The sequence below is a fragment of the Mariniradius sediminis genome (genome assembly GCF_021491425.1).
GTDB classification, from domain to species: domain Bacteria; phylum Bacteroidota; class Bacteroidia; order Cytophagales; family Cyclobacteriaceae; genus Mariniradius; species Mariniradius saccharolyticus.
On sequence record NZ_JAKEVZ010000008.1, the window covers coordinates 203137 to 225693 of the forward strand.

The 22557-nt window shown below is 46.5% G+C and carries 17 protein-coding genes; 9 read left to right on the plus strand and 8 right to left on the minus strand.

Annotation, left to right across the window (positions count from 1 at the left end; all coding sequences use genetic code 11):
* The first annotated feature begins 271 nt into the window (after positions 1-271).
* The 3 genes from L0U89_RS12100 to L0U89_RS12110 all read left to right on the plus strand — a co-directional run bounded on the left by L0U89_RS12100 (position 272) and on the right by L0U89_RS12110 (position 4417).
* Positions 272-1081, plus strand: a complete 810-nt coding sequence (locus L0U89_RS12100; protein ID WP_234861757.1) for a polysaccharide biosynthesis/export family protein — start codon at positions 272-274, stop codon at positions 1079-1081.
* Complete coding sequence (locus tag L0U89_RS12105; RefSeq protein WP_234861758.1) at positions 1078-3534, plus strand: GumC family protein; 2457 nt, start codon at positions 1078-1080, stop codon at positions 3532-3534. The genes L0U89_RS12100 and L0U89_RS12105 overlap by 4 nt, the downstream gene beginning before the upstream one ends.
* Positions 3535-3751: 217 nt before the next feature.
* Entirely contained in the window at positions 3752-4417 is a 666-nt protein-coding gene (locus L0U89_RS12110; protein WP_234861759.1) for an NAD(P)-dependent oxidoreductase, read from the plus strand.
* Here the strand turns inward: L0U89_RS12110 and L0U89_RS12115 are convergent.
* On the minus strand, positions 4407-4739 hold the full coding sequence (locus L0U89_RS12115; RefSeq protein WP_234861760.1) for an antibiotic biosynthesis monooxygenase family protein: 333 nt from the start codon (positions 4737-4739) through the stop codon (positions 4407-4409). The two genes, L0U89_RS12110 and L0U89_RS12115, sit on opposite strands and share 11 nt — an antisense overlap.
* Before the next feature lie 320 nt (positions 4740-5059).
* On the opposite strand from L0U89_RS12115, the gene L0U89_RS12120 reads away from it, so the two are divergent.
* Complete coding sequence (locus tag L0U89_RS12120; protein ID WP_234861761.1) at positions 5060-7090, plus strand: glucoamylase family protein; 2031 nt, start codon at positions 5060-5062, stop codon at positions 7088-7090.
* Positions 7091-7294: 204 nt separating this feature from the next.
* Entirely contained in the window at positions 7295-10519 is a 3225-nt protein-coding gene (locus tag L0U89_RS12125; RefSeq protein ID WP_234861762.1) for a S41 family peptidase, read from the plus strand.
* Between the two features lie 288 nt (positions 10520-10807).
* Here the strand turns inward: L0U89_RS12125 and L0U89_RS12130 are convergent, their stop codons facing one another.
* The 5 genes from L0U89_RS12130 to L0U89_RS12150 all read right to left on the minus strand — a co-directional run bounded on the left by L0U89_RS12130 (position 10808) and on the right by L0U89_RS12150 (position 16162).
* Entirely contained in the window at positions 10808-11989 is a 1182-nt protein-coding gene (locus L0U89_RS12130) for a class I SAM-dependent rRNA methyltransferase (RefSeq protein ID WP_234861763.1), read from the minus strand.
* Positions 11967-13370, minus strand: a complete 1404-nt coding sequence (locus tag L0U89_RS12135) for a high affinity choline transporter 1 (RefSeq protein ID WP_234861764.1) — start codon at positions 13368-13370, stop codon at positions 11967-11969. The genes L0U89_RS12130 and L0U89_RS12135 overlap by 23 nt, the downstream gene beginning before the upstream one ends.
* Before the next feature lie 247 nt (positions 13371-13617).
* Positions 13618-15231: an ABC-F family ATP-binding cassette domain-containing protein gene (locus L0U89_RS12140; protein WP_234861765.1), complete on the minus strand. Its 1614-nt coding sequence runs from the start codon at positions 15229-15231 to the stop codon at positions 13618-13620.
* A 93-nt stretch (positions 15232-15324) separates the two neighbouring features.
* Positions 15325-15681 (minus strand): nuclear transport factor 2 family protein, encoded by a 357-nt coding sequence (locus L0U89_RS12145; RefSeq protein ID WP_234861766.1) that lies wholly within the window; start codon positions 15679-15681, stop codon positions 15325-15327.
* Between the two features lie 43 nt (positions 15682-15724).
* On the minus strand, positions 15725-16162 hold the full coding sequence (locus tag L0U89_RS12150; RefSeq protein WP_234861767.1) for a DUF6526 family protein: 438 nt from the start codon (positions 16160-16162) through the stop codon (positions 15725-15727).
* 120 nt (positions 16163-16282) lie between these two features.
* Here L0U89_RS12150 and L0U89_RS12155 point away from each other — a divergent pair, with 120 nt between their 5' ends.
* Positions 16283-16705, plus strand: coding sequence for a hypothetical protein (locus tag L0U89_RS12155; protein ID WP_008630848.1), 423 nt, complete (start codon positions 16283-16285; stop codon positions 16703-16705).
* Positions 16706-16708: 3 nt separating this feature from the next.
* On the opposite strand, the gene L0U89_RS12160 is transcribed toward L0U89_RS12155, so the two are convergent.
* On the minus strand, positions 16709-17605 hold the full coding sequence (locus L0U89_RS12160) for a class I SAM-dependent methyltransferase (protein ID WP_234861768.1): 897 nt from the start codon (positions 17603-17605) through the stop codon (positions 16709-16711).
* An 89-nt stretch (positions 17606-17694) separates the two neighbouring features.
* Here L0U89_RS12160 and L0U89_RS12165 point away from each other — a divergent pair, with 89 nt between their 5' ends.
* The 3 genes from L0U89_RS12165 (at position 17695) to L0U89_RS12175 (ending at position 21653) form a co-directional block, all read left to right on the plus strand.
* Entirely contained in the window at positions 17695-18372 is a 678-nt protein-coding gene (locus L0U89_RS12165; RefSeq protein ID WP_234861769.1) for a hypothetical protein, read from the plus strand.
* 14 nt (positions 18373-18386) lie between these two features.
* Positions 18387-19616: a S8 family serine peptidase gene (locus L0U89_RS12170; RefSeq protein ID WP_234861770.1), complete on the plus strand. Its 1230-nt coding sequence runs from the start codon at positions 18387-18389 to the stop codon at positions 19614-19616.
* 78 nt (positions 19617-19694) lie between these two features.
* Positions 19695-21653, plus strand: coding sequence for an ATP-binding protein (locus L0U89_RS12175; protein ID WP_234861771.1), 1959 nt, complete (start codon positions 19695-19697; stop codon positions 21651-21653).
* On the opposite strand, the gene L0U89_RS12180 is transcribed toward L0U89_RS12175, so the two are convergent.
* Complete coding sequence (locus tag L0U89_RS12180; protein ID WP_234861772.1) at positions 21616-22491, minus strand: type 2 periplasmic-binding domain-containing protein; 876 nt, start codon at positions 22489-22491, stop codon at positions 21616-21618. The genes L0U89_RS12175 and L0U89_RS12180 overlap by 38 nt on opposite strands.
* Positions 22492-22557 lie beyond the last annotated feature (66 nt).

The window sequence follows — 22557 nt, forward strand, 5'->3', positions numbered from 1 at the left end:
TCCCATTTCTGGACGAGTCCTGGGATCCGGTTGCCTTAAATTGAATTCCTCCAGCGAAATGTGACAATTTGTTTTAAAGGTGTTTTCACAATATGTCCACTCGGTAAACGTGGGTACCTCGTAAACTGTGATTTTGCGTTATGAAAGATTGCGGGAGATCGAGGTTTTAAAAATCAAGAAATGATACTGTTTTTTGTGAAAATTGTATATTGACTACCTTTAAGGCCTAAAATATCTATATTTGACCAAACGATTCACCCGAGTTACCTTTATGAAGCACGCTTTGATTTGGATGGTAGTGGTGTTTTTTTCGGTTTCGTGCATTAGCAATAAGCGACTCACTTACCTCCAAAACCTTCCCGAAAACCAATACATCGATTTGGATGAATTTATCCCCTATGCACAAGTGGAGTACAAATACATCCTTCAGCCATTCGACATTGTTGATATCGATTTTGCTTCTTCAAACGAGGAATTGACCAAGGCATTTGAATTTCAAGGTTCGCGGGCGATGCGTGGAGGTGGAATGATGGGAGGCGGTGGAGATATTTTCTATTTTACCGGATATTCGATCGACCAAGAGGGATACGTACTTCTTCCAAAATTGGGAAGGGTCCATATTGCAGGTTTGACGGAGGAGGAAGCAAGATTAAGAGTGCAGGAAGCCATCAACGCTTATTTTAAAGAAGATGTTTTTGTGAAATTGCGCACAGGGGGAATCCGATTCACGGCTTTGGGCGAGTTCAACAGTAGTGGAACGAAGGTGATCATGAAAAACCGTGCAACAATCTTCGACGCCTTGGCACTTGCAGGTGAATCCAATATTTTGGCGAGGAAAAATAAGCTCTTCATCATCCGTCAATACGACGGAGGCACGAAGATCCACCAAATCAACCTCAACGACCGGCAGCTGTTGGCCTCTCCCTATTTCTTCATTCAACCGAATGATATTCTCTATCTAGAGCCTATGAAAATCCGTCAAATCGGGAACGCTGACAATTTTTCGGCGTCATTGGGTTTGATAGTTTCGATCACCACTTCCATCCTGTTAATTGTTGCATTGGCCACTGGGAATTTATGATAGACGGGAAAATAGATTTGTCCAAGTTTGAGCAGGAAGCCAAACCCATCGATATCAAGTACTACCTGATCAAGTATTCAAGGTATTGGCCACTTTACGCAACTTTTATTTTTATCGCATTGGTGATTGTTTTTCTGTTTCACAGATATGCCGTTGAGGAATATGAGGTGCGGGGAAGTGTATTGATCAAGCAGAAAAATTCTCCCGAGACCCGAATTTTGGACCGTTCCAATATCTTCAGCGGAACTAGCAATCTTGAGAATGACATTTTATTGTTTACCTCAAAGAACTTGGCAGAAGAAACACTGAAAAAGCTCCATTTTGAGGTTAGCTATTACGCGTCCACTAATATCAAAGAGGTGGAGCTCTATGACAAATCCCCGATAAGGGTAGAGGTCGATAGGGATTTCCCTTATCTGGAATCCGGCACCATCCACTTCACGATGGTTTCGGATGGAGAATTTACCCTGACACGCGAAGACAAGGGGATTTTTGATTTTATGAATGCAAAGGCGAACGGACCTTTTGATGAAGAGATTCTTAACAAAACCTATCACTTCGGTGAATGGATAGAGTCAAGCAGATCTAGATTCAAAATCAACAAAGTCAAGAATATCCAATCTGGGGACAAGCTCTACTTCATCATCCACAATCCAGCCGATATTCTGGACAAGTATTCGAAATCCGTCGTTGTCCGTCCAGTGAATAACCTTGGAACCGTACTTCAAATTTCTATGGTTTCACCAGTGGTGGAAAAAGGCCGCGACTATGTCAACGCGCTGATGGATTCCTTTATCGAGTACGATTTGAAGGAGAAAAACCGAATGTCGGAAAACACCCTGCGCTTTATCGACGAGCAGATGTATATCCTGTCGGATTCGCTCAAGGTTGTCGAGCAACAGATGCTGAATTTCAAGGTTGAAAACAAACTCCTTGACGTCAATTCTGAATTTGGGGGCGTATTGGGCAATATCCAAAGCATGGAGGACTTAATCCAGCAAATTGAGTTTCAGTTGAGTTATTACAAATCCCTGCAAAACTATCTCGAAAAGAAGTCCAAGGACTACTCCGATATCATCGCGCCGTCGATCGTTGGAATTGAAGATGGTTTTTTGAACAACATGATCGGCAATCTCGTGGAAGCCTCACTCGAGAGAAGGAAGTTGCTTGCCGTCGTCAATGAAAATCACCCCAACGTCGCCCAAGTCGACGAACAGATTACGAAGTTGAGGGAGAATATATTTGAGAACATTGATAATCTCGTCGCGAATACGGAAAGAAGAAAGGCCGAGGCGCAGAAGAAGATGAAGGAGTTGAACCAGGATTTTGCGCGCCTTCCCAAGACTGAATCCGACTACACCAACATTTTCCGGCAATACCGCCTCAGGGATAATTTATACAACTATTTGTTGGAAAAAAGGGCAGAGGCCGGCATTGCAAAGGCTTCCAATGTGCCCGACAATTCGGTCTTGGACTATGCCCGTCGAGGCGCCTTGATTTTCCCCAAGAAAACCCAAAACTATGGTTTGGCGGTCGGTTTGGGATTCTTCATTCCATTGGCGTTTTTGTTGGCTTACCATTATTTCAACAATCGGATCATGGATCAGATCCAGCTAAGGAATTCGATCCGGATTCCGCTGTTGGGTACGATTGGACATAGCACCAAAGAGACCAACATGCTGGTTGCGGAACATCCAAAATCGATGGTTTCGGAGTCGTTTAGATCTTTGAGATCGGCCTTGTTCTATATCGCAAGCGAAAAAAAATGCAAGAAAATCTTGGTGACATCCTCGGTTTCAGGGGAAGGGAAAACCTTCGTCAGCCTCAATCTGTCTGCGGCCATGGCGCTGAGCGGTAAAAAGACTTGCCTCATTGGATTGGATTTGCGAAAGCCGAAGATTGCGGATTATGTGGGGCTTGGAAATAACAAGGGTTTATCATCCTACTTGGTCGATAGGGCTTCCAAGGAGGAAATCGTATTGAAAACCAAATACGATAATCTGTACTTGGTACCGTCCGGACCGATTCCGCCAAACCCTGCGGAATTGTTGCTAAAGGATAAGATGAAGGAATTCCTCGATTACCTCGAGCAGGAGTTTGAAGTGGTCATCATGGATACCCCGCCTATAGGTTTGGTATCAGAGACAATGGATTTGTTACGATTTTCAGACGTGAACCTGTATATCGTTCGGCAGGATTATACCCATAAAAAGTACTTGCTAATGATCAATGACCTCTATGCCAATGACCAGGTTAGGGATTTTTATGCCGTGTTCAACGGGATTCGCGCGGGCGGTGATGTCTATGATTTCGGAGGATACAATTATGGTTACGGCTACAATTACTCTTACATGCGCAAAAACAAGTACACAGGAAACTATTACGAAATGGATGAGGAAAAAGCCAAACCAAAGCAATGGCTCAAAGGATTTGTGGATAGGTTTAGGGTTTAGGTAATTGCTTTTTCAAAATACGTTTTTTTCACCGATCTAAAATTCCTCCGAGAGAATGGTCGCCACCCTCTTCATTTGAAAAGTGTGATTTTGATTTTTCCCGAATTTTGGACGTGGCTTGTTTCAGGCTAATTCAAAGATTTTTCTTACTGAAAGCCATGCAACCAACTGAAGTGATTTTGCATCTATTGTTTTTGATGAGCAGCAAAAGATCCGCATGTATCCAGCAAAGACGATTTTACTTTTAGGCGCCACGGGAAGAACGGGGCAAGAGGTTTTGGGTATGGCACTCGCGAGGGGATTTAACGTCCACGTCTTGGTCAGGAATCCCGATAAACTGAGATACAATAGCCAGAATTTAAAAGTTTTTCAGGGAGATACACGGGATCCAAAGGATGTCTCGGCTGCCATGACCGGCGTTGGATACATCGTAAGTTGCCTGAACATTTCCCGAAAAAGTGACTATCCATGGTCCTCGCTACGTACGCCTCCGGATTTCCTATCCGAAACGATGAAAAATATCCTTCATGTCGCGAAGGTCCATGGTGTAAATCGGCTGGTTTTTACATCGGCTTGGGGTGTCGCCGAAAGTCGGTCCTTTATCCCAGGTTGGTTTGGGTGGCTGATTGATAACAGCAATATCTCAGCAGCCTATTTGGAACATGAGCGGCAGGAAGCTTTGGTCAAGGCATCTGATTTTGATTGGACGATTGTTCGCCCGGTTGGTCTCATTAATTCAAGCTGCGCAAGACCCACGCGGGTTTTCTTGGAAAATAAGGCAAAACCTGCGCTTACCATCTCGAGACGCAATACCGCTGGTTTTTTGTTGGATACATTAGAAAGTGGAGAATACATCAGACAAATACCTGTAATCAGTCATTGATACCTCCATTTTCAAAACCATAGTCGCGCTCAACCAAGCAAATTCTCGTCTTGTAAGCCTGATACCATTTTTCTCGACCTAGCCTTTGGGCCAATCGGTGCTCGGCGACCATTTTCCAGTTGCGGATGGCTTCGAGCGATTCCCAGTAACTCACCGTGATTCCCAATCCGTCCCTGACAGATTCATGCCCGAGGTAGCCCGGTTGCTTTTCGGCTAGTTCGACCATTTCCTCGGCCATGATCCCATAGCCTTCGTCCACCTGTGTGCGGATGTTGGAGAAAATGACTGCGTAATAGGGCGGGGGAGGTGTTTTTGCGATCATATGACTTTGGTTATGGGATTTTTTTCAAAAGCCGGTGTACGGCATGGAAAGACTTTACTGGGTTTTCAAAAGACCAAGGAAAAGCCCAGTTCGATTAAATGTATGAATTAGCACTGTAATATTTGCCTGGTTCAATGCAATATCCCAAACCGATTCGAGCCATTTGACCGATTTTCCTGCGTAGTTGCCTCACAGCGCCGGCAGGGTGGATATGGCACAATTATTCCGAAAGTTTGTTTGATTTGAGCTTCAGGGCATACCTTTGCTAATCTCCGTTTCTTAAGCCATTATTCAAATTGAAGATTTGCTCGAAACCATTTTTGAGATTTGGTATAGGCCCCTTGATCGCCGCGATCAAAGCAATGGCCAAAAACTATTCCATTTTTTGGGTTCTTTTGCTTGTCGGAATGCTCCAAGTGCTATCCTGCGACAATCCGGATTCTGATCCCGGAGGACCGTCGTTGGTAAAGGTACTTGTAGGCGACATAGAGATTTCCCTTCGCCCACCAGGTAGTTCAGGATTGGACCTTGACAAACCAATTTCCCTTTTCTTTTCAGATGAAATCGATGCTTCCACCTTGATAAGTGCTGTCGGTCTTTATAATGAAGGTCAGCTTGTGAGATCTATTTTGACACTCCTTGGAGACAAAAAGACCGTTATCCTCGTTCCAGAGCAAATACTCCAACCGGGAATTCACTACAGTATTTCGGTTTCGGATAAGCTAAAAGGTATCAATGGGGATGCTTTTAATCCTATTGAAGTCAAGTTCGAGACGGTCACAAGTGGATTGTTTGTAAACTCGGTTGAATTTCTGGAATCGTCAAAAACCAGCACAGGAAGGATTGTGGACGTCTCCTTGGGACTTGATTTGGTTTTGGGTTTTTCAGAACCAATCGACGCGGCGACTGTCACAGCTGCTTTGCGATTGGTCAGGGACGGGGAGGTTCCAGTGAACTTTAGACTTGAAGACGGGGGCAGGAAGCTAAAGGTAATGTCCCAAAGTAAACTTGATTACCTGCGAAAGTATGAGATCAGCATCGATAGCAAGTTGAGGGCGAAGGATGGTAAAGTATTTTCCGGCTGGAGATCCTCTTTTTTCACTGCCATAGACCCATCTCCGAAGTTCCCTTTGATCTCGGACGATGAACTGATGACAAAGGTACAGGCGCAGACTTTCAAATATTTCTGGGATTTTGCCCATCCCGAGTCTGGGATGGCAAGGGAAAGAAATTCCTCCGGCAATTTGGTGACGATGGGCGGATCGGGATTTGGCCTCATGGCGATTTTGGTTGGGATTGAGCGCGGTTTCATCACGCGGCAGCAAGGTGTGGATCGGCTCACTAAGATTGTAGAATTTCTCGAGCGCGCTGACCGATTCCATGGGGCTTGGCCGCACTGGCTTGATGGAAATACTGGGGATGTGATTCCCTTTAGTCAATTTGACAACGGTGGTGATCTCGTGGAAACCGCCCTGATGGTGCAGGGGCTGCTAACGGCGCGTGCCTACCTGCAAGATGCCAATCCTCAGGAGAAGGCGATCAAAGAGAAAATCACCCGGCTATGGGAGGAAGTTGAATGGGATTGGTACACGCGGGGTGGACAGAATGTGCTTTTCTGGCATTGGTCGCCACAACACCAATGGCAAATGAACCTGCCGATACAAGGTTGGAATGAGTCCTTGATCGTGTATGTTTTGGCAGCTTCTTCTCCGACACATCCCATTTCCAAATTAGTATATGATGCGGGTTGGGCAAGAAATGGTGCGATGAAAAATGGAAAGCTTTTTTACAATTTTACACTGCCGCTCGGTGAAGACTTTGGTGGCCCTTTGTTTCTTTCCCACTATTCCTTCTTGGGGCTAGATCCGCGAAATCTCTCCGACCAATACGCCAACTATTGGACCCAAGCCGCCAATCATACCCGTATCAATCGGGAGCATTGTATACAAAATCCACTGGGATTTGTCGGATACAGCGCGCAGTCTTGGGGCTTGACGGCAAGTGATAATCACCTTGGTTATAGCGCCCATTCACCCACCAATGATTTGGGGGTAATTTCTCCGACGGCGGCGCTATCCTCCATGCCTTTTACACCAACAGAATCTATGGACGCGCTCCAACATTTTTATTATCTGATGGGCGACAGGTTGTGGGGTGAGTTTGGATTTCACGATGCCTTCAATGTGACCGAGGAATGGTATGCAGAATCGTACTTGGCGATAGACCAAGGCCCTATCATTTTGATGATTGAAAACTACAGATCCGGCCTTTTGTGGGAGCATTTTATGTCAAATCCAGAGGCGAAAGTGGGGCTGGCTAAGTTGAACATTGATAGTCCGCACCGAGATTGATGTTTCGTCAATCATACTTTTTTCGACTCCATATTCTGGCATTCACTGGCCAAAATAAATCGATATTCAGTTTGTTGAAAGTGTCAAATGGATTACGGCAATGGTCCGACACCATGCTCAAAGCGGTTTTCAACCGAATAATGAGGCATTGGCTTGCCTTTTCCTTTCTTTTTTCAATATTAGCCGCCTGAAAAAATCAAACCCATGAGAATTGCCCGCTTGTTATCGCTTTTTGCCCTTCTGTTTACTTTCCAACATACCATCGCCCAAGAAACTCCCAAATGGCTTCGCTATCCGGCAATTTCGCCCGACGGAAATACAATTGTATTTACATTCAAAGGTGACCTCTATACCGTGCCAAGTGCCGGAGGAAGGGCAACCCAGTTGACGTTCCACGAAGCGCATGATTTTATGCCTGTTTGGAGCAAGGATGGCAACAAGATCGCCTTTGCATCTGATCGCTACGGCAACTTTGACGTGTATGTGATGTCCTCACAGGGCGGAAATGCGACGCGGTTGACTTACCATTCTACAGATGAAATGCCCTACAGTTTTTCTGCCGACGACCAGGCCGTGATATTTGGAGGCGTAAGGCAGGATTTGGCGGAGCACAGGCAGTATCCTACAGGTTCCCAACCTGAACTTTACCAAGTTCCAGCCAAGGGAGGACGGGTAGATCAGGTGTGGACGATTCCTGCCGAATATGTAAAGGTCAGCGCCGACGGCAAGAAGATGATCTATCATGACAAGAAAGGTGGCGAAAATGAGTGGAGAAAACGCCACCAATCCGCGATTACGCGAGATATCTGGATGTATGACGCCACCACAAATTCCCATACCCAAATCACATCCTTTGCCGGAGAGGACAGGAATCCTGTTTTTTCTCCAGATGAAAAGTCGATCTATTACCTCAGTGAGGAAAAGGGGAGTTTCAATGTTTTCAAAACCTCACTTTCTAATCCTAAAGCAAGTACGCCGCTGACAAGCCTCAAGGATTTTCCGGTTCGCTTCCTGAGTATTTCCAATACAGGCACCATGGCATTTTCCTACGACGGTGAGTTGTACACCTTGAGGGAAGGCACCCAACCGCAGAAGCTTGAAGTAACCATTACCACCCAAAAGGCTAGCAATCCCGATTCCTATATCAGCATCAATGGAGGTGTTCGCGAAATGTCCATTTCCCCTGACGGAAAAGAAATCGCTTTCATCGCGCGCGGTGAAGTATTTGTGACCGCCGTGGATGGTTCCCTGACCAAAAGAATCACCAATACTGCTCAACAGGAGCGATTTGTGCAATTTGCACCGGATGGAAAATCGGTCATTTATGCTTCCGAACGAAACGGGAAATGGTCCATTTTCCAAACCAAGAGAGTGAGGGAAAAGGAAGAACCATTCTTCTATGCCAGTACCTTGCTCAAGGAAGAAGTATTGGTGGATTCGGAAAAGGACTGCTACCAGCCACAGCTTTCACCGGATGGTAAAAAATTGGCCTATATCGAGGGAAGAAGATCGCTGGTGGTGATGGATTTGGCAACCAAAGCCAAAACGAACTTGATGACTCCAGAGCAGCTCTTTCACATGCAGGATGGCGACCAATATTTTTCATGGAGCCCCGACAGCAAGTGGCTGCTTGCTGAGTACAATCCGACAATGGCAAACGGTGAAGTTGTGCTTCTGGATGTCACAGGCAAAACAGCCATGGAAAACCTGACGCGCAGCGGCTACGGTGATGGCAGGCCGAAGTGGGTCAATGGCGGAAAACAAATGATCTGGTTTTCCAACAGGGATGGTTTGAAGGGTTTTGCGACAAGTGGAGGTTCACAAAATGACGTATATGGGCTGTTTTTTACCAAGGAAGCCTATGACCGGTTCAGGTTGAATAAGGAGGAGTTTGAACTTCTGAAGGATGTAGAGAAAGCCGCGAAAAACGGAGAGGAAAAAAAAGACGAAAAGAAAGAGCCTGCCAACGTGGAGGACATCAAGATCGATTGGGATGAATTGAGGGATAGAAAAGCCAAATTGACTATCCATTCTTCTTCCTTGGGCGACGCTGTGCTTGACAAGGATGGAGAAAAGCTATTGTATCTGGCTCGCTTCGAAAAGGGCATGAACCTTTGGAGTACTGACCTGAGGACCAAAGAAACAAAGCTCGAATTGAAGTTGGATGCTGGGTTCGGCCGCTTGGAATGGGACAAGGAGATGAAAAACCTCTACCTATTGGCCGATGGCAATATTTCCAAAATCACGGACAAAGGGTCCAAGCGTGAGCAGGTCAAAATCGCGGGTGAGATGACATTGGACACGGAAGCAGAGCGTGCCCAGATGTTTGAGCATATCCGAATCCGTACCAAGGGGGCATTTTACACCCCGGATTTTCATGGGGTGGATTGGGATGCGCTGGCTGCTCAATACCAGAAATACCTTCCCTCCATCGGCAACAGCTACGAATTTGCTGAGATGGTTTCGGAGATGATAGGGGAATTGAACGTGTCCCATGCAGGGGCGAGGTTTAGCAGAAGCATTCCACAGGCAGATGCGACTGCTTCATTGGGAATTTTCATGGATTACGCTTTCAAAAGCCAGGGTATCAAGATTGTTGAGGTGCTCAAGGGCGGACCTTTGGACAAAGCCGGCATGAATGTGCAGCCGGGCATGGTGATAGAGAAAATCGACGGAGAGATGATTTCCTTGGAAAAGGACATCGCACAGTACCTCAATAGAAAAGCGGATAAGTTCACGCTTTTGGAAGTATTTGATCCGAAGACAAATGCACGGCAACAAATCACCGTCAAGCCAGTTTCCCTTGGCGAGGAAAGCCAATTGCTTTACAAGCGATGGGTGCGCAAAAACCAAGAGGAGGTCGAACGCCTGTCAAACGGTGCACTGGGCTATGTACATATTCCGGGCATGGCAGACGGCCCCTATCGGACTACTTATGAGGAAATGATGGGTAAATTCCATGACAAAAAAGCCGTCATCGTCGATACGCGCTTCAATGGTGGGGGTGATTTGGTGGCAGATTTGGCGATGTTCTTCACTGGGGAAAAATTCATCACCTATGCCACCGAGGATAGGGTAGTGGGTTATGAGCCAACATTCCGCTGGACAAAACCTACTTTGGCGATGTTCAACGAGGCCAATTATTCCGATGGACATTGTTTTGCCTGTGGTTATACGGATTTGAAAATCGGCAAAACGGTCGGTATGCCGACTCCGGGGACCTGCTCCTTTGCAGGTTGGGAAATGTTGCCGGACGGAGGCAGATGGGGTATTGTTCCGATTTCGGCTAAAGACAAGCAAGGCAACTGGATGGAAAACAACGAGACAAAGCCCCAATTCCAAGTCAAAAACATGCCTGGAAAAATCGACAAAGGTACCGATCAACAGCTTGAGAAAGCCGTGGAGGAACTGCTGAAAGATGTGAATTAGAGTTCAGTGTTCAGTAGCAGTTGGCAGAGTTCAGCCAACTGCCACTGCCAACTGCTACTGATTCTTTGCCCGTCTGCGCTCTTTGCGAGCATCGATAGCCACGAATGCACGCATGTGATTTTGGAACTGCCAACTGCCACTGCCAACTGCTACTGATTCTTTGCTCCTCCGCGCTCTTTGCGAGCATCGATAGCCACGAATGCACGCATGTGATTTTGGAACTGCTAACTGGAACTGCCAACTGCTACTGATCCTTTGCTCCTCTGCGCTCTTTGCGAGAACCGCAAATCACTCCACATAGAGCACCAAACCCTTCAAGTACTCCGTCTCGGGATGGAAGATGTTGACCGGATGGTCGGCAGGCTGGGATAAATAGTGCAAAATCCTGACGCCCCGCCCCACTTCCAATGCCGCTGCCGTCACCGTATGGGCAAAGAGCTGTTTGTCCACGACCTGTGAGCAGGAAAAAGTAAAGATCAATCCACCTGATTTGATTTTTTTCAAAGCCTCGGCATTGAGTCGCTTGTAGGCTTGCACGGCGTTGTGTTTGGCTTTCAGGTTTTTGGCAAATGCAGGTGGATCCAATACAATGATATCAAAATCGGCTTCGATGTCCCGGATGTATTTGACGACATCGGCCACTTTCGAATGGTGTGAGCCTTGAAAACCTGGATTCAGCCCGACATTCCGCTCCGTCAGCTCGATGGCTTTGGCTGAAATGTCCACTGAATGTACCTCCGCAGCACCCGCATTGAGGGCAGCTATAGAAAAGCCTCCCGAATAGCAAAACGTGTTTAGGACCTTTTTCCCCGCACTGTATCGTGCAAGCAGATGGCGGTTCTCACGCTGGTCCACAAAAAAGCCTGTCTTTTGACCTTTTTCCCAGTCGATTTCGAAGCGATTGCCATATTCCAACACCTGGTTGGAGATGGGTTCTCCCCAAAGCAAACGATTTTCGACCCCGCTGTTTTTTGGCAAAGTCTCGGCGCTTTTGTCATAGACTGCCTGAAGTTTTTCACCGTAAACTTCCTGCAATGCTACGGCAATTTGTTTGACTTGTTTAAACATCCCCATGTGATGGGTTTGGATCACGGCTGTTCCATTGTAAAAGTCCACAATCAATCCGGGTAGGCCGTCTCCTTCACCATGGATCAGCCTGTACACGTTCGTTAATTCATTGTCAACCAATCCAATAGCATTTCTCAATTCATACGCTGCTTGAATTTTTGTTTTCCAAAAACTCGCATCAATCTCGGTCTCCTCAAAGCTGACCAAGCGCACCATAATGCTACCGTATTGAAAATGACCGACGCCCAAAAACACGTCCCGATGACTGCAGACTTGCACCAATTCACCATTTTGGAGACTATCGTCTTTGTTGCCAATGGCACCGGAGAATATCCAATGGTGCCGTCTTTGGATGGAAATTTCTTTTCCGGGCAGTAATTTAATTTTGGGATATGGAAGCATGGATTTCTTTGTTTTTGGGGAAAATGAAAGAACCAACCACCATCATCACTGCGCTCACGATCAATGCAGGTAGATGGGGATAGAATGGAAGTTCGAATGAGGAAAGGCCCATGTAGGCAATCATGCCGAAAACAATCGACATCAAGGCTCCCATTTCCGAAGCCTTTTTCCAATACAAACCAGCCACCAAAGGAACGAATAGCGAAACAAGCATCAGAATCGAAGCGCCGGCAACCAACTCATAGATGTTGGACTTCCATTGGGCCATAATCGTGGAGATGATCGCGATGCTGACGATATTGAAGCGAAGGATCCAAAGGAAATGCTTGTCTTTGAGCTTTCCGCCGAAATAGGGTCTAATGAGGTTCTCTGATACAATCGCTGATGGTGCCAAGAGTCCCGCACTAGTCGTACTCATAATCGCCGAGATCAGGGCTCCAAAAAACAAAATCTGAACATGGAGACCACTGTGCCGCAGTACCATCTCCGGAAGCAAGAGTTGCTTGTTTTCCAAGTAGATTTCGGGATATAAATGTTTGGCGCCCAATGCGATAAATAGCGGTAGCAAACCAATGGTTACATAAAAAGTCCCAGCCAAATAAGTCGATTGCACGGCAACTTTCTCGGATTTGGAAGACATCACGCGCTGGTAGATGTCTTGGCTTGGAATGCTGCCCAAGCCCAAAATGATCCAAGCACCGATGTAATTGGTCCAATCCAACACCTTCGCGTCTGGGATAAATTGGAAGCTTCCTTCGGGCGCTGAATCCAATATGGGGGAAATGCCGCCTGCTTTTTGGGCCACCAAAACAGCCACCCAGACCAAGCCGATCACGATGAAGGTTGTTTGGATAAAATCCGTGATCGAGATTGCCCACATTCCTCCGAGGAAAGTGTAAAACACCACAATCGCAGCCGAGAGTATGATTCCTTGGGTAATGCTGATATCGGCGACAGTGGTGAAAATCAAAGCCAATGCGACCAACTGTGCCGCTACGTATCCGAAGTAAACCGGCACCATAAAGATGGAAGCAAAGAACTCCACCTTTTTTCCAAAAATCCTTTTATAGACGTCTCCGATGGTCAGGACATTCATGCGGTACATTGGGCGAAGGAAAAACCTGCCGAACAGAATAAGGCATAGCGCCCCTCCAAATGGATCTTCGATCACGCCCAAAAGCCCATTTTCCAAATATTCCGACGACGCCCCAAAAATCGTCTCCGATCCAAACCATGTCGCAAAGAGCGCCGATGCAGAGAGAAACAAGGGCAACTGCCGGCCTGCCAACACAAAGTCATTTGAGTTTTTGACCAGTTTGGAGGACCAGGCACCGATCGCCACGGTAATCAAAAGGTAAATGATGATGGCTGTTAGGAGCAAAGTCTGAAGAGATTTGAGAGTTTAGAGGTGAGATATGAGATTCGGGTTTCTACCGCCATTGGGATTAATGCCTAGATTCGATAATGGAAATTCGATGTTCGATATTCTAAATTCGACATTCATTATTCGGCAGTTCAGAAGATTTAGCTAGTCCTGCCTTTTCCCCAATTTCTCCATCGTATATTAATTGCAGGAGACTCAAATCTTGTGTCTTGAGTCTTGCGTCTCAATTCTCAAATCTCCAGTTTCAACCATACATTTTCTCCCTCAAAGCCTTGATTTCGGCGGATTCGAGGTAGTCGTCGTAAGGCATCCTGCGGTCGATGGTTCCTTTGGGGGTAAATTCAATGATCCTATTGGCGGAAGACTGTACAAAGGCATGGTCGTAGGATGTCATCAGCACAGTCCCGTTGTAATCGATGATGGCATTGTTGAAGGCTGTGATCGATTCAAGGTCCAAGTGGTTGGTAGGTTCGTCCATGACGAGGAGGTTGGGGTTTTGGAGCATCATCCGAGATACCATGCAGCGGACTTTCTCACCACCCGATAGGACCGAACATTTTTTCAATGTTTCTTCCCCGGTGAAAAGCATCCTTCCCAAAAACGTCCTGACATAAGCCTCTTCCTGATTGGAAGAATATTGCCGCAGCCAATCGATGAGGTTCAGTTCGGTTTGGAAATATTTGGAGTTATCATTCGGCAAATAGGCCTTATTGATCGTGACGCCCCACTTGTAATGGCCTTTTTGGACGGGAATTTCGTCCATGATGGTTTGGAAAAACTTAGTGACAGCCTGTTTGGTCTTGGAGATAAAGGCGATTTTGTCGCCTTTGTCCACCATCAGGTTGACGTCGGTGAAGTAGATGGCATTTTCATCCTTGAGTTCCAATCCCTCGGTAAGGAATATCTGGTCACCGGCCTCACGCTCAGGCTTGAAGATAATGCCCGGGTATTTTCTCGTGGATGGCTGGATGTCATCGATATTGAGTTTTTCCAACATCTTTTTTCTGGCTGTGGCTTGGCGTGACTTCGCCACGTTGGCCGAGAAGCGTTGGATAAATTCCTGCAGTTCCTTCCGCTTATCTTCGATCTTTTTATTCTGATCGGACTTCTGCTTGGCGGCCAATTGGGAGGATTCGTACCAAAACGTGTAGTTACCAGAGTAGATCCTGATTTTCCCAAAATCGATATCCACGATATGTGTCGAAACCGAATCGAGGAAGTGTCGGTCGTGGGAAACGACGATGACAAGGTTTTTGAAATTGACCAAAAAGTCCTCCAACCACACGATGGTTTCGGCATCAAGGTCGTTGGTGGGTTCGTCGAGGATGAGGATATCAGGATTTCCAAAAAGCGCCTGGGCTAATAATACCCGTACTTTTTGGTTTCCAGCAAGTTCCTTCATCTGAAGGTAATGGAGGCTTTCCGAAATACCCAAGCCCGAAAGCAAAGCTGCGGCGTCTGATTCCGCATTCCATCCGTCCATTTCGGCAAATTCCGCCTCCAATTCAGAAGCGCGGAGACCGTCGGCCTCCGTAAAGTCAGCTTTCATGTAGATCGCGTCCTTTTCCGCCATGATTGCATAGAGTTTTTTGTGCCCCATGATGACGGTTTTGAGCACTTCCACCTCGTCAAATTCAAAGTGGTTTTGTTTCAACACGGCCATCCTTTGGCCTGGGGTGAAATTCACCGAACCCGAAGTGCTGTCTACCTCGCCAGACAGGATTTTCAAAAAAGTGGATTTTCCCGCACCGTTGGCACCGATGACGCCATAGCAGTTGCCGGGGATAAATTTGAGGCTGACATCCTCAAACAAGGTCCTTTTCCCAAACTTCAGGGAAAGATTATCTACTGAAATCATTTTTGGCTATTTGATAAGAAGCTGCAAAGATAAGGAAATTGGGGAAAAGGGGTAACGACGACCGAAAGCTTGCCCTACTTGGAACATGAAGCGCTATTCCCTGATAAAATACACCTCCGCGATCTTCCCGTCCTTGATTTTGTAAATGGCGATGGCACGGAACGGCGGGTCTTTCGGCGAAATCGTGACTTCCTCTTGGTCGATGACGGTATTGCCCATTACGATGCGATTGACGAGACGGCAATGGAGGTCAGGAGTCCGCACAAACATCCTCCCGTAGATGTCCTTCATTTCGGTGAGGCCTTGGAACTGCAGTTGGTCGGGAAAGTTGTACACCTTGACGTCTTCCGCATAGGGGAGGAGAAATGCGTCTATATTGCGGTTGTTGTAGGCATCCAATTGCTGTTGGGCGAGCATTTCGGCTTGTTTTTCAAGATCTGATTGAGCCATCGCAGTGCCGATTAGGCTAAGAAAAAAGAAACTGAGCATACATTTAAACACGGTGTCTGTCCTCCTGCCAGTCGGTGACCGCTTTTTTGATGTCGTCTGCTTTCATTTTTTCCTTGATTGCCCGATCCATCAGTGGCAGCAATTCCGCATCCCCGGCAAACCGCAAGGCGATGATCTGCGACAGGCGCAGTTGGCTTTCCTTTTCTTTGAAAGACTTCCCCGTCATCTCAAAGTAACGTTGGCGCATTTCCAGGCGAATGATCCGGTTTTGGTTTTTGAGCGCATAGATACGAGCCAGGAAAGGAAAAGAGACGAACAAAAATGCTCCCATTAGCTGCTGCAGCGTAGGCGCCAAATCTTCCCCTCCCATTATTCCGTGGATGAGGTTTGCCAGGCTCCACAAGAAATACAGCAAGGTGATTGGCACGAGAACAAAATGGTGAAAGGGATACAACCTCCTGTGGTTTTTGTAGTTCTGCATGGGTTTGATTTTCATTTTCGTTAAAAGTAGCAAAATTCCACGTCCGAAATATTGCCAATGCGCTGGTTTTGGAAAGCAAGGGCCTTCTTTTTACCTTCGTGCCAAATTCATTAGGTGGACATGGACTTCAAAAAACTCAATGCCGAATTGGCCAATATCGTGGAAAAGAGAATCGCCCTTAGTAAGATTTCCTATGCCGACGAGGCATACGATACGATTGAGGAGGAATTGCACGACTTGGAGGACGATTTCAACGAGGCCTATGGCGACGAATTGGAGTCGGCGCTGGAGAAAATCTATGACCAGTTGAAATCAGACAATGATGTCCTCTTGCCTTCCGCTTATCTTGCCAATTCCTATGTGGCGATGAAGCCTGATGCTCAAGGTTTTATCAATTACGAGGTAAAGGGAAATGAAGGCGTTCCCTTGGAATCCGAGCAGTTTGACAAGATGGATGTTAGGCTTGTCTTGGTTCCAAATCCCACCCGCTTTGTCCTTCGGATCAACGGCAAATCCATGAAGGACCTGTGGATTGCGAAATAATCCCTAGACGTTCCTGAATCGATAGAATATGCCGAGTGGCAATTTTTTCTTGAACCGATCGATGAGATAAAGCTCTCCGTGTTCGGCATTTTCAACTTTTTCAAAATTGCCTTCAATAAGGTTGGCGGCAATCATCGAACTGAAGCTCAAGGAGTACATGTTGAGGATCAGAAAGTGATGATCAGGGTGTAACAGCTCTGCGCAACTTTTGAGCATTTCATTGATCTGTTCTTCCAAGATCCATTTTTCCCCGTCCGGCCCGCGGCCGTAAGCGGGCGGGTCAAGGATAATCCCGTGGTACTTGTTGCCGCGTCGGACTTCCCGTTTGATAAACTTCATGGCGTCATCGACAATCCAGCGGATACCGTCCAAGCCCGAAGCTTCCATATTGAATTTGGACCAAGTGACTACTTGCTTCACGGAATCCAAATGTGTGACATCTGCGCCAAAAGCCCTGGCGGCGACAGATGAAGCTCCCGTATAGGCGAATAGATTCAGGATTTTGGGGTTTTTCACTGGGAATTTCCGGAGTGTGTCCGAGATATAGTCCCAATTAACGGCTTGTTCAGGAAACAAGCCTATATGCTTGAAAGCCGTCATGGCGAGGTTGAGCCGCATTGATAGGCCGTCAGGGTTTTTGTAGTTGACTTGCCATTGTTGGGGAATCTTTGTGTACTCTTCCCATTGTCCCTTTTCGGGATTGTTTTTTTCCTTGGCAAAATGCGCGTCAGCCATTTTCCGCCATTCGGAATCGGGAAGCGACTTGTCCCAAATCGCCTGTGGTTCTGGTCGGCTCAGGACATATTTCCCAAACCGTTCCAGTTTTTCAAAACCTCCGGTATCGATCAACTCGTAGTCTTCCCAATGCTGGGGGGAAAGGGACAAAATCGTTTCTTTCATGCCACAAAAGTAAGCAGATAATCGAAATGCGGTTGGATTAAATAAATGCGATTACTTTTCGGTACCTTCGATAGGTAAATCCAAAAAAAATGATCCTTAGATCCGTATTCCTTTTGTGTTGCATGCTTTGTCCCTCGGCTTACCTGTGGGCTCAAAGCAACGCCAATGTCCAACCTGCCGAAAGCAAGTACCTGGGGACTTTTAGAATCAATGCCAAAAGCGACGGCGTCAAGGGCACTCCATTTTTGTTTGACAATCCCCCAAACGGAAAAATCAAGTTGTCTGGCGGCAAAGAATACGAAAGCATTCCTTTCAATATCCTCCTGGAGAAAAACGAAGTATACATTCAGACTGATGGGGTCGATTCTGACCCGCTTCCGGTCAGGAACTGGGAAACAATTGTCATTCCTGGAGATGGCAATAGGCTTTTTCGCACTGAGTATTTGAGTGGAAAACCTCAGGTTTTAGAGATCTTGTTTGAAAAGGATGGGGAAAAATTTGTGGCCCAACACTCAAAAACGCTGATCCGCCCAACCCAGCAGCGGGATGGCTATACTGGTCCGCAGTATGATACTTTTCGACATGATATCAAGTATTTCAGAATCAAGGGTATGCAAACCATTGAAATCAAGGCGAATGCAGCCGGATTGAAGGAGTTGGCGGGAAGCAAGTACGAGGATGTTAGGGATTATATTAAAAATGAAAAATTAAAGCCCGAGGACCCAAAGGATATGTCAAAAATTCTTTCGTATATTTTCGGCAGTTGACGCGCTCCAAATCCATGAAAACCAGCATTTCTCCCCTGTTATTGTTATTTTTTGCTTTACTGGGCATTTCCTGCGTTCCCGAAGAGACAGCCCCTTCCAATGAATTGGAGGCTCCTCTATCGATCGGTTCGATCAAGACACAGGCCATCGTGGATCAGTATATTGTGGTATTGAACGCTACCGATGCTTCGAGCCGGAAGTTCTGTGACGGTCGGGTGGATGAAGCGGGATTTCGTATTTCGCTTGGGAAACTGTTGGCAAGCCATCGAATCAGTGAAGATAATGTGGTACGCACATACAGTTCAGCTTTGAATGGTTTTTGCGCAAAACTGACGCCAGAAGAAGTCGAAAAATTGAAAGCAGACCCCTCCGTGAAATACGTAGAGCAAGATAGGCAGGGGGAACTAGGTTTCGGGGTCAATAATTTGCCTTGGGCCAATTCCGGCACCTTTCAGACAGGCCAAGTCATCCCTTGGGGGGTCAAAAGGGTGGGAGGTCCATTTCAATACAGCGGGCCAAATCGTGTATTTGTGATCGATACCGGGATTGATCTCGCCCACCCGGATTTGAATGTCGATATCGAAAGGGGCTTTGATGCATATCAGTTCAATGACAAGGTGAACTTGGGCGACGAACATGGTCATGGTACGCATGTGGCGGGCACAATCGGTGCACTCGACAACAACTTTGGTGTGGTAGGTGTAGCCGCTGGCGTACCCGTGGTACCTATCAAGATCTTTTTTGGGCGGAGGGCCGCCTTTACCTATTCTGGAATGCTCGCCGGTGTGGACCATCTCTGCAAATGCGCAGGTCCCGGCGACGTCGCTAACCTGAGTTTTGGTGGTTTTGACAACAGCACTGCGATGGATGAAGCGGTGGTAAATATTTCGGAGAGCCGAAAAATCTGGATGGTGATCGCGGCAGGAAATTCCAGCCTTCCTGCCAGTTCCTTCAGTCCAGCCCGAGTCAATGGAAAATACACAATTACGGTATCCGCGATCGATGCGTTCAACAGATACGCTTGGTTCTCACACTATGGATCGCCGGTCAAATACGCCGCACCAGGTGTCAATGTGGTTTCAACCTGGATAAATGGAGCCTACAGCAACCAAACTGGAACATCGATGGCTGCCCCACACGTCGCTGGATTGCGGGTCTTGGGCGAAATTGGGACAGATGGAAATGTCGTCAATTACCCCGTATCTCCCGCGGACCCAATCGCGGTGCGGAAAACTGCAAATTAAATTCTTGATCTCTTGGATAACTTATTTTTTTTCAACACCTTGTAGGGCTTAAATCATCCCTATAATTATCTCGCATATATGCTCAGGCTTTTTTTGATGTTGTCGGTATTTGGCATTACCGCTATGCTGCACACAAAGGCTTCAGAATTGGATAGCCTCAAAAAGGTTCTCCAAGGCCTGCCATCTGAGCAGAAAAGGTTGGAATTTTTAAATCAAGCAGCATTCAATCTCCGGGAAAAAAATCCAAAGCAATCCTTGGAATGGTCACTTCAAGCTGAGCAGTTGGCCGTTCATTTGGAGGATAGTGTACAATTGGTCGCATCAAAAGGCAACTTGGGATGGGTTTATTACAGATTGGGTATTTGGGATAAATCATTCAAGTATTCAAAAGATGCCTACCTCATCGGTACCAAGATCGGAGATCGGAAAGAGATCGGGATGGCGCTCAACAACCTTGGGTCCCTTTATTACCAAAGGAGAAACTATTCCGAAGCCATCCAAAAATTCAAGGAAGCATTAGAGGTAGGGTACGAGATCAAAGACGATTACTTGATCATCAGGAGTATGAACAACATCGCGCTCAATCTTTCCAAGGTGGGTGAATTGGACTCGGCCTATTGGTATGCGAAGCAGGCCCTGAAACAAAACGAAGAAGTTGGAGCTGCATATTTCAGCAGTTTCACCCATCGTGTCATCGGTGATATTTTGCTTGCAAAAGGAGAATTGTCGAATGCGATCAATTCTTTTGAGCGAGCGCTTGATGTTTCCACCTCCCATAACTTGGCTTCTTTTGAGGCGTCTGTTTTTCACCGATTAGGCAAAGCCTATCTACAGTTTGGGGATAAGGCAAAATCCAGAGAATACTTGGAAAAAGGCTTGAAAATCGCCAGCGAAGGAGGATTTAAAGACGAATTGCTGCATACCTATCAGGAGCTCGCGAATTTGTACCATGCACTTGGCAATGTGGAAAAGGCCTACGAATACCACCGGGATTTCATTGAGTTGAATAGGATACAGGATGAAGCAAACGACAAGGAAAGGATTGCGGTGCTTCAGGCCATGTTTGAGGTTGAGAAATCGGATGCAGAGATCAATTACCTCAAGATGGAGAATAATCTTAAAGAGCTAGAGATCCAAAACTTCAAACGATTGGTTGTCATTATCGCCATTTCCGTCGTTCTGGCCTTGTTTCTATTGATCCGGCTTTTGGTACTCAATAAGCGGCTGAAGCAAGCGCACCGGGATTTGGAGAGAAAGAAGAACGTTTCTGAAATTCAGCGGAAAGAATTGGAGGAGAAATCCATGGAGCTTGCGGAGTCCAACCGTATGAAAAACAGGATTTTCTCTATCTTGGGTCACGACCTCAAAATGCCTGTGGCCCAATTGAAAGGTGTATTGGAGCTTCTTCACAATCAGGAATTGTCTAAGGAGGAGTTTGAGGGAATCTCCCATATCCTAAAAAGAAATGTTGATGGGCTTTTTGAAACGATTGACAACATTCTTATCTGGTCAAGGTCCCAAATGGAGGGATTCCGTGTGCAGCCTTCGAGGGTGAGGATGATTCGTGTCGTCCGGCCTTGTTTGGAATTATTGCAGTATCAGGCTAGTTCAAAGGACATCATCGTTTATCTATATGTCGATCCGGATGTGGAAGTTTTTGCCGACCCGGATTTGCTGCAAATCATAGTTAGAAACCTTATCAGCAACGCGATCAAATTTTCCAATAAGGGTTCCCGTATCGACGTGATGACCAAAGGCGAACGCGATATCCTCAAGCTGATTGTCCAGGATTTTGGCACAGGAATGAGTGAGGTCAAGCTCGATACGATACTCAACCAACAGGTATTGCTGCTTGAATCGAGTGTCGGTACGGAAAAGGAAAAAGGTACGGGTTTGGGATTGAGCCTTTGCAAGGAGTTTTTGTCCAAAATGCAGGGATCTCTTGAGATCGAAAGCAAAAAGGGAGAGGGAACAAAGGTAACCGTCGTATTGCCAAGGCTTACGAATCAACCAGTGCTGCCAGTGACGGCGCAATAAACTTTTCAGCATTTATTTTTTTATCGATCAGCCCGAGTTCCAGTAAAATCTGTTGGGTGTTTTCGACGTCGGGTTTCCGGATATGGTTGTCTTCTGCCCATTCAGTTTGCTCCAGCCATGTTTTGATATCGTCCACTTGAATGCCGTAGACTGCCGAAATTTGCTCTGCCAAGGTTTTCCCCCTTCTTAAATCGATGGATTTCTGGTAAACCAAATCCCTTAGCTCGCCTATGATTTCGCCGAATTTCTTGATGGAGTTTTCGTGCGCTACTATCGCAAAACAAGGCCAAGGCGTGGGGATTTCCCCGATTCTTTTGAACAACCCACGGTCAACAAGGGGCTTGGTCGTGAATTTTTCCCAAAGGAACAGTTTAGCCTTGCCATCTTTCATACTTTCTATGGCACCATTCAGGTCACCGATGATTTCAAATTTCAGCCTATCGATATCCCAACCTTCTCTTTTTGCCAAAATAAACGCCATCAAATGGGAACCGGAGCCCATTCGCGAAACCAGAAATGGGGCTTCAGCAAATGCGGCGATTTCAGACCTTTCTGAGCTGCCTGGAGCATGAATACCCCAAATCAGCGGCGAACGGACATGCATACCGACCATCAGCCCTGGATTGCCTTCGATTTTATCCTTGATATAGCTCTCGGTGAGCACGATTGCGATATCGGTTTTCTCCTCCCTGAGAGCCTTGTTCATCGCTCCGGAGCCCTTCGGCTCGTTTTGCCAGACAAGTTCGATTCCATCTGCCAAAAATGGCTGAGAGTCTACAACCTTTACCCACGGGAAATTGAAATGCTCAGGGACGCCAGTGATAATCAATTTTTCCATATTCGATTTAATTCAAACAAAAATACCGCTATTTGATCGATAGCGGTATTTGTGACAGGAACCATT